This window comes from Fervidobacterium sp., assembly GCA_026419195.1.
Lineage (GTDB): Bacteria > Thermotogota > Thermotogae > Thermotogales > Fervidobacteriaceae > Fervidobacterium.
Genome location: JANZZV010000012.1, coordinates 1 through 11,532 on the forward strand (window position 1 = coordinate 1; position 11,532 = coordinate 11,532).

The window sequence follows — 11,532 nt, forward strand, 5'->3', positions numbered from 1 at the left end:
CTTGCGAGAGTAGGTAGTGCCCAGGGTTATATTTAAAGCCTCACCCCCCTGAATAGATCAGGGGGGTTTTTTCTTTGTATGCCCAAAGCAAAAATCACTTCTCACCAAACATTCCAGTGTCTCGTAAATTACCTCTAAACTTTGGTCAGGTAATATCTATCAAACTATACGATGTTGAATGAGTTTCGTATGGATTACCATCCAAGCAACCAACATAAATACTACCGTCCGGACCTACCGCTGGACTGGAGTATATTACGTTTCGAATTTCCATTTCAGTTTTCTATCCGGACTTTGGAATTGAAAATAATCAAAATTTGTGGAGGCAGGTATTATTAGGCTCAGAGTATGTGAGTTGAGGGATGAGGTTATACATGGCAAAGAATTAGCAGAGTGAGACGATGAAAAGCAAGAAGATAGATGAGGTTGTAAACATGCAAGAATTTATTGTATAATATAGAAGTGTATCAAGCTTAATAGGAGTTAAGATAATGGGGAGTATAATTGTTTGGTTTGAGAATGACTTGCGAGTTTCTGATAATCCTGCTTTGTATTATGCAGCCAAAGATGGAAAAGTTGTGCCTTTATATATTTACACAAAAGATAAAGAAAGGAAAAGTCTGGGCGGTGCAAAAAAGTGGTGGCTATATAAAGCACTTTTAAGTTTGAGTAAACAACTTGAGAGGTTCGGTTTGAAGTTAATTATCCGTAAGGCGGATAATCCTTTTCTTGTACTTGAATCTCTTATTAAAAAAGTTGGAGCCGAAGCAGTTTATTGGAACAAGCGTTTTGACCCAAATTTGGAACGTAGAGATGAGAGCATAAGAATGCAACTAATTTCTTTAGGAGTGAAAGTTGAGTGTTTCGATGATTTTTTGCTGCATGATCCAAGGAATTTTCTCATGGATAATGAAAAACCATTTGCCATTTTTACACCTTTTTGGAGGAAATTTGAACGAGAGGTTGTTGTATCAAAACCACTTCCTGTTCCTGAAAGTTTGCTTGGTGTAAAGATGGCTGTTGCGTCAGAACGATTAGATGATTTAGGATTGTTGCCAAAAGTTAATTGGTACACAGACATGGATAAATTTTGGGATGTTAGTGAGGAAGGTGCTCAAAATCGTATAGATTGGTTTTTGTGCAATGCTGTAGAAAGTTATGAAGAAGATCGAGATAGACCGGACGTAGATGGTACGTCTTTGATGTCTCCTTATCTTTCGGTTGGTTTGATTTCTCCAAGACAGATTTGGTACAAAGTTGTTAATGGTGGTGAGTTTGGAACTTTTACGAAGGGTAAGAAATCGTTTTTAAGACAACTTGTTTGGCGTGAATTTTCTTATCATGTTCTTTACCACAATCCGGATATGGTTAGTAAGAATTTGAAGAGAAAATTCGATATGTTTCCTTGGAGATGGGATAGAACAGATGATTATTTCAGATGGACAAAGGGGTTGACTGGGATTCCGATAATTGATGCTGGAATGCGTCAACTTTGGAAGATAGGTTGGATGCATAACAGAGTACGTATGATTGTTGCATCTTGGTTGACGAAGAATCTTTTAATTCACTGGAAGTTGGGAGAAGAGTGGTTTTGGGATACACTTGTTGATGCGGATGTCGCAAATAATGTGCAAGGTTGGCAGTGGGTTGCTGGTTGTGGTGCTGATGCGGTACCGTATTTTAGAATATTCAATCCTGTGCTTCAATCGAAGAAATTTGATCCGAACGGTGAGTATATTAAAAAGTGGGTCCCAGAACTTGAAAAGCTTCCTGTTGAATATATACATGAACCATGGAACACACCTAAGCACATACTTAAGAAAATAGAATTAGAACTTGGAAAGGACTATCCTTTACCTATGGCATCTATTAATGAAACAAGGCAAAAGGCTTTGGAAGCTTTCAGAAGGTTAAAAGATTGTTGAAGGATAAAAAATCCCCCTTTGGGGGGATTTTCGTATCGCTTATTGTTCAACTTTGGTCTCTTGCTCTGTAACAGTAGTAAGTTTTCTTGGAATTTTTTTGATTATATAAAATTCAAGTTCGTCTTGTTCTTTTATATCATCGAAGTTCAAGAACTTGATTCCACATTCTTGCGGTGCACTGACTTTGTTTACATCCTGTTGATAATGTTTGAGAGATTCGATTTTTCCTTCGAAAACCAATGTACCATTTCTGTATATTCTTACAAATCCAGATTTTTCCACGTAACCTTCGTACATTTGCACACCGGCAATGTTTCCAACTTTATGAATTTTGAAGACTTTCTTTATTTCTCCACTACCAGTTTTTTCTTCAACTTCTTCAGGTTCAAGCATTCCCTCGATCGCTGCTTTGAGTTCTTCTAGAAGTTTGTAAATAATCGTGTAGGTTTTTATTTGAACACCTTCTGTTTCTGCTATTTTGGAAGCTTGATTGTCTGCTTTTACTCTAAAGCCAAGTATAACAGCTTCTGAAGCACTTGCAAGCATCACATCACTTGAGTTTATCGCCCCAACTGCGGAATGGACAACGTCGATTCCTATTTCGTTTGTTTTCAATTTTGCAATTGCATTTTGGAGTGCCTGCAAAGATCCAACTGTGTCCGCCTTTAGGATCAATTTAATTTCTTTTCTTTCTGTTTCTTGCATTTTCTTGAGAATTTCTTCAAGTTTTATCTGTCGTTTTTTCCTTAATTCCCTTGCTTCTATTTCTTTCACTTTTTCAACTATTTCTAAAGCTTTCTCTTTTGATTCGACCACATAAATTATGCTGTGTGGATCTGGTAGTTCTTCAAATCCTACAATCATTACAGGTGTAGACGGTTCTGCCTCTTTTAATCTTCTACCCTTGTCATCTATTAATGCTTTGACTTTACCAAATACCTTTCCAGCCACTATAAAATCCCCGACTTTTAAGAGTCCATCTTTTACAATTGCGTTTGCCACAGGACCATAACCCTTATCAAGCCTAGTTTCAATTGTAACTGCTCTAACAGGGCTATCAGGTATACAGCGTATATCTTGCATTTCTGCTACTAAGAGTATCATTTCAAGTAGTGTGTCGATATTGATACCATTTCTTGCAGATATAGGAACAACTATCGTATCGCCGCCCCAATCTTCTGGAATAAGGTTAAGTTTTGTGACAAGGTCTTGTTTTGTGAGATCTACGTTTGCGTTTGGTTTGTCTATTTTATTGATTGCCACAATTATTGGTACATTTGCTGACTTTGCATGGTTGTAGGCTTCTATTGTTTGAGGCATTACACCATCGTCTGCAGCAACAACCAAAACGACTATGTCTGTTGCTTGAGCGCCCCTTGCACGCATTTCAGTGAAGACTTCGTGACCAGGAGTGTCGATAAAAGTGATTTTTTTCCCATTAACTATAACTTGATATGCACCGATGCTTTGAGTAATTCCACCTTCTTCTTTTTCGGCTATACGTGTCTTTCTTATGTAATCAAGTAGTGTTGTCTTTCCATGATCTACGTGACCCATTACTGTGACTACTGGTGGTCTGTTAATCAATTTGTCTTTATTGTTGTTGTATATTTCTTCAAATTCTTGTTTGAGTTCATCAAGTGGATTTTCAAGTTTTACAGCTTCTTTTGTTGTTGCATCCTCCTCAAATGTTAACCTAACATCGTACATTTTGGCAATTTTTTTTGCCAAGGATAAAGAAATTGCTTGACCAGGACGCAAAATTTCACCTTTCAAGAAAAAGTCTTGGATTATTCTATTTTGTGGTATCTTTATTTTTTCAGCGAATTTATCAAGCTTCAAATCTGACTCGGTAATATGAACAGGTGGCTTTTTGGATTCTACTTTCTCTTTTACAGGTTCGCGTGACTTTACTAACTCTTCCTCTTCATCAAGAGTTTCTCTGTATATCTCAAGAAGGATATTTACAGTTTCCTCGTCTATATAGCTCATATGACTTTTTACTTCGATACCCAGTTCTTCTAATTCATGAAGTAGCTCTTTTGTATCCATGTCAAGCTGTTTTGCTAGTTCATAAACTCTTAAACGTCCCAATAAGTCCACCTCCTTAATTTTTCAAATGATATTATAGCACATAATATTATCCCTGTTCAATCTGTTCAACCAATTGAAAAAAACGTTTATCTATTCTTAAATTTGGAATCTACGGTGCCATGTTTTTGCAGAAATGTATCTTCAGAAAGCCACTTGAAGAAGTCTTCTACAGATTTTTCAAATTTTCTTGGATGGTACTCGATGGTCTCTTTTAGTTTATCTGAAGAGTAAGTGTAATTTAAATTAATAGTGTGAAGAGCATAAGGAACAAATTCTGTGCTTACACCAAAAATCAGCTGGGCTAAAAGCGATAAATAACTTACCAAATAGGCTGTATAATCACTACAAACTACATATTTTTTCATTCCACAAACCAATGGAAGGAGTTCGAAACGTACCTTGTTTGCCGAGACTAAGTATCGCTGATGATTTATTACGTAATGTTTCAAGGTAAATAAGTGGTGTAAGTTCAGCAAAGCATACACTACATCCCTTACGTCTACAAAATCAAAACCTCCAATAACTGCAATCTTTAATTTGTTGTATTTGTATTTTATGAGTACTCTTGAAAAATATGATAGTCTATAGTCAAAAGGTCCACATATGCCAGTCGGGAATATTATGTAACCATTTAATCCTTCCTTAAAGGCCTCCATCACTTTTTTGGTTGCTATTGCCTTCGATTTTGCATAGTGACCTCTTACTTTTTCTTCATCTACCGGTATGTCTTCATTTATCGTTGAACCCTTGGGTACTTCCGCTATTGCATGTACGCTACTTACATATATTAACGGAATTTTGTACTTTTTACAAAGATTTATTACATTAATAGTACCATCAACGTTTGTTTTGTAAATTTGCTTTCTTTTGCCAGGAGTAATCGAGATCAAAGAAGCTAAGTGAAAGACACTTTCCACACCTTTTAAGCCGTGTGAGAAATCATCATTTATATCACCATACAAGATTTCTATAGGCAATAATTGCAAAGGTATAAGATCATCTTTTGGATGTACCAAGACTCTCACATGATAACCTTTTTTGATTAACTCCCTCACAAGCACATTACCAAGATGTCCAGTTGCTCCCGTTACAAGTATCATGATTTCTCCCCCCTTGATTTTTGTCATCTTGACTTAAAAATTAATTGCGAGAATCTGCTTATTAACTCAAAGCTGCTGGTTAATTTTTCAAAGTCTTCATAGCTGAGCTTTGATGTTACATTTAACATTATACTTTCGAAAGCTTTTAGAAATTTTTCGAAGACATCTTTTCCTTTTTTTGAAAGATAAATATGTACATATCTTCTGTCATTTTCATCTTCAGTCACCTCGATAAGCTGTTTTTTTAACAACTTTTTCAAAATCATACTTACTGAACTTCTTCTTAATCCTAAGTTTAAAGCGATTTGGCTGCTATAAGAATCTTTTCTTGTTGCAATGTACATGAAAACATAAAATTCTGTGGTGTTCATATTTTCAAATTCAGCAATACGAGGAAGAATACTTACAAAATATGCCACTGTGTCCAAAATTTTTTCCAAAATTTGCTCAACTTCTACGTTGCTAATTGCATACTCTAACTCTTTTGACATTTCAGATCACCTACCTCCAATTGTTTAGACAGTTCATTTGTTTAATAGTTCAAAATATGAACTACCAATTTCTTTATTCTTTACTTATTAAGCGCGAAATACTTGATAAGAAAATGGGTTTTTGGACTATGTAAATCCTTTCACAACGATGTATAAGTATGCTTGTTTATGCTCCTGTTAACCAATCGTTTGCAAAGTTATAAAATAAGATATGTATTGTTAATATCAATTAAAGGGGGAAACGAAGATGGCTACAAAGGGAAGGTGGCAGTGGTCGGAGGTCAACAAAAGCAACTTTTCAAAGCTAAGAACGACTATTGAAAGTGCTTTTTACGGAAACAATGTGGAAGTAGTAACTTCAAGGAAGGAAGCTTATAAGAAAGCTGTGAATGCTCAAGGAACTATAGTAACTGACTTGTTTGTTTACAAGCCGGAACTTCTAAACCTGGATGAAGGTACAAAAATTTTAATATTTAACGATGGGGCCACTGTTGGAAGATTTGCTGGAGCACGGAAGATAATAGGGATTCCTGGCGTAAGCGAAGATTACTTTGCTGAAGTCGTTAGAGAGGCAATTTATGGTACTAGGTATAAAAAGTTGTATCATGCAATTAGTTATACAGGACTTCACCCGGATTTCATGGTGAAAAACCATATTTTGATACCTGAGGGTTTTGAAAATACTGTGTATAATTGGTTGTTGAACTTTCAGGACTTAACACCTGAATATTCTCTGATGTACGAAAATTCCAAGATGCTCGGCGAACCAGATATATATATCTTTACAGACCCAGATTGGCAACATCCCGAATTCCCTGGTGGTCTTGCATTGTTTGATCCAAGGAACAACTGCGCAGCATTACTTGGATTGAGATATTTTGGAGAATTTAAGAAAGGAACACTCACACTTGGTTGGTCCATAGGAAACAGACAAGGTTTTGTTGCATGTCATGGTGGATTAAAGAAGTACGAATTCGATAACAGCGTTTTTGTAGCTGCTTTCTTTGGATTATCAGGTTCTGGGAAATCGACGTTAACTCACGCAAAGCACAAGGAAAGGTACAAAATAACTGTACTGCACGATGATGCACTTGTTATAAGTTTAGAAGATCTTTCATCAATAGCTTTAGAGCCTTCTTATTTTGACAAGACTTCTGACTATCCGCTAACCAGTGAAGATAACAAGTATTTGCTTACAATTCAAAATTGCGGTGCTACATTGGATGAAGTAGGAAGAATAATTCCAGTGATGGAAGATATTCGAAATGGAAATGGTAGAGCAATTAAGTCGAGGCTTTGGTCACCAAACAGAGTAGATAAAATTGATGAACCTGTCAACGCAATCTTTTGGATAATGAAAGATCCTGTTTTACCACCTATTGTGAAAATAGAAGATCCTATCCTTGCATCCACAATGGGAGCTACACTCGCAACAAAAAGAACCTCAGCTGAAAAATTACTTCCAGGTGTAGATCCTGAGGCTCTTGTTTTTGAACCTTACGCTAATCCGTTTAGAACGTATCCACTGGCAGAGGACTATGAGAAGTTTAAAAAGTTATTTGAAAAGGGCGTTGAATGTTACATAGTTAACACAGGATTTTATTTGAACAAAAAGGTACCGAAAGAACTCACCCTGGAGATCATAGAAAAAATTGTCGAAAAAAGTGCGAAATTCGTTGATTGGTTTGGTGGATTAAAGATAATAGATATTCCAGGGTTCGAAACAAAAATCTCTGAATACGAGTACAGAGAATTGGTTAAAATTTCTCTCGAAAAACGTGTCGAGTTTATAAAAACAAAAGAAACCGAAAATCAAGGATATGATAAGCTTCCGATTGAATGCATAAACTCTATAAACGATTTAATAGCACTTCTCTAGTTATATAAATTCTGTGTTAATGTAATAGTTACTTTGTTGTTATTGTAATTAGTTAGATTTAGTATAAAATAAGAGTGTATCTAAAATATATCTTATTACAGGAGGGATGTATATGGGTTTACCGCTTATAGGGGATAAGGTACCAGAATTTAGTGCAAAGACTACTCAAGGTGTTATAAACTTTCCTAAGGATTACGAAGGTAAGTGGGTTGTACTTTTCAGCCATCCGGCAGACTTCACACCGGTGTGTACGACGGAATTTGTTGCATTTCAAAAGAGATATGATGAGTTCAAGACTTTAAACACAGAGTTGATAGGGCTCAGTATAGATCAAGTTTTTTCGCATATTAAGTGGGTTGAATGGATTAAAGAGAAGCTCGGTATTGAGATTAAGTTCCCCATTATCGCTGATGACAGGGGTCAAATAGCGGATTTGTTTGGCATGATTCATCAAGGGAAAGGAACGAACACAGTTAGAGCAGTTTTTATAATAGATCCGAAAGGAATTCTAAGAGCATCACTTTATTATCCGCAAGAACTTGGAAGAAACATGGATGAAATTCTAAGAATGGTCAAGGGATTGCAAGTAAATGATCAGTATCATGTTGCGTTACCGGCGAATTGGCCCAATAACGAGTTGCTTGGAGACGAAGTGATTATTCCACCAGCAAGTGACTGCGCAACTGCTCAGAAAAGATTACAAGAGTACGAATGCTATGATTGGTGGTTCTGTCATAAGAAGCTAAAATAAGCTCCACAAAGTTTTACAAAAAACCGTGAGGAAGAATCCTCACGGTTTTTTATTCTACTACCTTTTTGGTTTTCCATATATCTTTTATATATTCTTCTATTGTTCTATCACTTGAGAACTTTCCACTTCTTGCAATGTTTAGTAATGACTTTTTATTCCACTCAACTTGGTCCAAGTAGGTTTCATCTATCTTCTTGTGAGCTTTTTCGTAAGATTCAAAATCAGCAAGTAAGAAGTATTGGTCGGGCATAGGAGCGTATTTTCCGTAAAGTAGGTTCTCGTATATGTCTACGAATAAATCTGGTTGTTCTTGAGAAAAGTAACCATTCCTGATCATATCGAGCACTTTTCTAATTTTTTCGTTTTCTAGATATATTCCAAATGGATTATAAATACCTTTTCTCCTTGCCTCTTCAATTTCCTCTGCTTTAAGACCAAATATGAATATGTTTTCTTCACCAACTTCTTGAAGTATTTCAATATTTGCTCCGTCCAAGGTACCAATTGTTAAAGCACCGTTTATCATGAACTTCATATTACCAGTGCCAGATGCTTCAGTACCAGCTGTTGAGATTTGTTCGCTAATATTTGCCGCTGGAATGATTATCTGAGCAGCTGATACATTGTAATTTGGTATGAAAACAACTTTTAATTGTTCGCTTACTATTGGATCAGCGTTTATTACGTCGGCAACGCTGTTGATGAGCTTGATAATTAGCTTCGCCATTCTGTACCCTGGGGCAGACTTGCCTGCAAATATGAATGTTCTAGGTACGTTTAAGTTATTTCCGTTTTTTATTTCGTTGTATAAATGAACAATATGCAATACATTTAGAAGTTGTCGTTTGTATTCGTGGATTCTTTTTACCTGTATATCAAATAATGTCTTAGGATCGATTGAGATGTCCAATTTTTCTTTTACATATTTCGCTAATCTTTCTTTGTTCCACATTTTTGCTTGAGCAAGCTTTTCGAGGAATCCTTTATCTTCAACAAAATTTTCTAATTTTCTCAACTCGTAAAGGTTTGTTATCCAACCATCTCCGATTCCTTCGGTTATGAGTTTGGCAAGTGGTGGATTACACTCCAAGAGCCATCTTCTTTGTGTAACTCCGTTTGTTTTGTTGTTAAATTTTTCCGGATACGTTTCGTAGAAATCTTTCAGAACACTTTTTTTAAGTATTTCTGTGTGTAATTCAGACACGCCGTTTATTGAAAATGAAGCTATCGATGAAAGATTTGCCATTCTGACTTTCTTTATATTTCCTTCTTCGAAAATTGACATATCAATGATCTTTTTTAGGTCGTTGTTGAATTTTTGACCAACTTCTTTCAAAAATCTGGCATTTATTTCCTCAATTATTTGATAGTGTCTGGGAAGCATATTTTGAAGTAATGGCGCTTCCCACTTTTCAAGTGCTTCCGGCATGACTGTGTGGTTGGTATAAGCTATTGTGTTGCTTACTATTTTCCATGCTTCATCCCAGCCGTATCCTTCTTCGTCAAGTAATATTCTCATGAGTTCGGGAATTGCAAGCGCAGGATGGGTATCGTTAAGTTGTATGACCTCACTTTCGTGAAGGTTATCTAAGTTGTTACCGTACCTTCTTTTGTGTCTTCTGATTATGTCTTGCAAAGCAGCACTCACAAAAAAGTATTCTTGTTTTAGTCTTAATTCTCTACCCTGATAGAACGCATCGTTTGGATATAGCACTTTACAAAGTGTTTCTGCAAGGTTTTTTTCATGAACAGCTTTTTCGTAATTACCTTTCTCAAACTCGTTGAAATTAAACTCATTAACGGCTTTAGGATGCCACAGTCTGAGTACAGAGACTATTTCGCTGTTGTAACCAGTTATATAAATATCATATGGGACCGCTAAAACTTCGTAGGTATCAATCCATCTAAATTTTAGTTTCCCTTCCGCGTCGAAATACGGTTCACTTTTACCAAAGAATTTGACTTTTACTGTTTCATGTGGTTTAGGAAATTCCCATGGATAACCATTTTTCAACCAATCGTCGGGAAGTTCTTTCTGAAAACCATTTTCGATTTCTTGTTTAAATAATCCGTATTGGTAACGTATTGTATAACCGTAAGAAAGATAGCCAAGAGTAGCTAAGGAATCAAGAAAACATGCAGCAAGTCTACCAAGGCCACCGTTACCAAGCGCTGCATCTTCTTCTAATAAAGCAATTTCATCAAGTGTAATGTTGTATTTTTCCAAAAGTTTTTTGACTTCATCCTCAACCTTCAGATTGAGTATGTTATTGTATAAAAGTCTACCTATCAGGAATTCCATCGATAAATAGTTAACTATTCTTAGATCTTTCCTCTTATAAATTATATCCTCAGTGTTGAGCCATTTTTCCGCAATAATGTCTCTGATAGAGTAAGATAATGCAAAGAATTTTTGGATTGTTGTAGCGTAATCAACTTTCTCACCTAAGGAGTGATGCATGTGATACTTGAATTGTGTCGCTAAATCACACTTCTTTCCATTCCTTGTCACTATCTGCACCCCTTTTCAAAGCATCAGAACCGTTTCCAATAGAAATCCAAATTAAAGTTTACACTATGTTTTGAAAAATGTCAAATACATTATAAAGAAAGGAAAAATGCCACATAGTTTCAGATTCATACTCGAAAAGTCTTATTATCGCAACTTAGAACCTTTCCGTCTTGCGACTAACTCTGATATTATTTCATGCCACCCGACTTCCTTTTCTGACAATAAGACCGTTAAATGGTAAATTAAATCTGCCAATTCGGACACAAGGTGTCTTTTATCATTTCCCATAGCAGCTAAAACGACTTCAATGCTTTCTTCCCCAAATTTCTTGGCTATTTTCTCTATTCCTTCGTTAAAGAGACGGGTTGTATAAGAACCTTCTGGTAGTTCCTTCTTTCGTTCATCGATTAGTTGTTTTAACTCGATTAAGAATTCCAAGTTCACAATTTCGTCGTTGTCCTCCTTACTTGAGTCGTGTAAGACTTTGAAAAAGCAAGTTCTTTTGTTTGTATGACATGCTACTTTGTCTGCCGGAAATTTTACTAAGTACAATATTGCGTCCTCATCGCAGTCTTTCAATATTTTAACAACTTTCATAGTGTTTCCTGATTCCTCACCTTTTTTCCAAATTCTACCTTTCGAGCGTGAATAAAAGTGTGCATAGCCAGTTTGTTTGGTCAATTCAAGTGCTTTTTGATCTGCGTATGCTAACATTAAAACTTCTTTTGTATTTATTTCCTGTACAATTACTGGTATTAATAATTCATCATTTTGCATAAT

The 11,532-nt window shown here is 35.9% G+C and carries 8 protein-coding genes; 3 read left to right on the top strand and 5 right to left on the bottom strand.

Annotated features, from left to right (window positions below; genetic code table 11):
* Positions 1-491 precede the first annotated feature (491 nt).
* Positions 492-1,925, top strand: coding sequence for a DNA photolyase family protein (locus N2Z58_08510; protein MCX7654697.1), 1,434 nt, complete (start codon positions 492-494; stop codon positions 1,923-1,925).
* Positions 1,926-1,964: 39 nt separating this feature from the next.
* Here N2Z58_08510 and infB read toward each other — a convergent pair whose 3' ends face one another.
* The 3 genes from infB to N2Z58_08525 all read right to left on the bottom strand — a co-directional run bounded on the left by infB (position 1,965) and on the right by N2Z58_08525 (position 5,610).
* Positions 1,965-4,019, bottom strand: a complete 2,055-nt coding sequence (gene infB / locus N2Z58_08515; protein MCX7654698.1) for a translation initiation factor IF-2 — start codon at positions 4,017-4,019, stop codon at positions 1,965-1,967.
* 86 nt (positions 4,020-4,105) lie between these two features.
* Positions 4,106-5,119: an NAD-dependent epimerase/dehydratase family protein gene (locus N2Z58_08520; GenBank protein ID MCX7654699.1), complete on the bottom strand. Its 1,014-nt coding sequence runs from the start codon at positions 5,117-5,119 to the stop codon at positions 4,106-4,108.
* A 23-nt stretch (positions 5,120-5,142) separates the two neighbouring features.
* A complete protein-coding gene (locus N2Z58_08525; protein MCX7654700.1) occupies positions 5,143-5,610 on the bottom strand; it encodes a MarR family winged helix-turn-helix transcriptional regulator in 468 nt (155 codons plus the stop codon).
* A gap of 247 nt (positions 5,611-5,857) precedes the next feature.
* Here N2Z58_08525 and N2Z58_08530 point away from each other — a divergent pair, with 247 nt between their 5' ends.
* Both N2Z58_08530 and N2Z58_08535 read left to right on the top strand, forming a co-directional pair.
* Positions 5,858-7,489 (top strand): phosphoenolpyruvate carboxykinase (ATP), encoded by a 1,632-nt coding sequence (locus N2Z58_08530; GenBank protein MCX7654701.1) that lies wholly within the window; start codon positions 5,858-5,860, stop codon positions 7,487-7,489.
* A gap of 106 nt (positions 7,490-7,595) precedes the next feature.
* Positions 7,596-8,240: a peroxiredoxin gene (locus N2Z58_08535; protein ID MCX7654702.1), complete on the top strand. Its 645-nt coding sequence runs from the start codon at positions 7,596-7,598 to the stop codon at positions 8,238-8,240.
* 49 nt (positions 8,241-8,289) lie between these two features.
* Here N2Z58_08535 and N2Z58_08540 read toward each other — a convergent pair whose 3' ends face one another.
* Together N2Z58_08540 and hisIE are read right to left on the bottom strand one after the other, a co-directional pair.
* Complete coding sequence (locus N2Z58_08540) at positions 8,290-10,752, bottom strand: glycogen/starch/alpha-glucan phosphorylase (protein ID MCX7654703.1); 2,463 nt, start codon at positions 10,750-10,752, stop codon at positions 8,290-8,292.
* Between the two features lie 144 nt (positions 10,753-10,896).
* Positions 10,897-11,529 (bottom strand): bifunctional phosphoribosyl-AMP cyclohydrolase/phosphoribosyl-ATP diphosphatase HisIE, encoded by a 633-nt coding sequence (gene hisIE / locus N2Z58_08545; GenBank protein MCX7654704.1) that lies wholly within the window; start codon positions 11,527-11,529, stop codon positions 10,897-10,899.
* Positions 11,530-11,532: the final 3 nt, after the last annotated feature.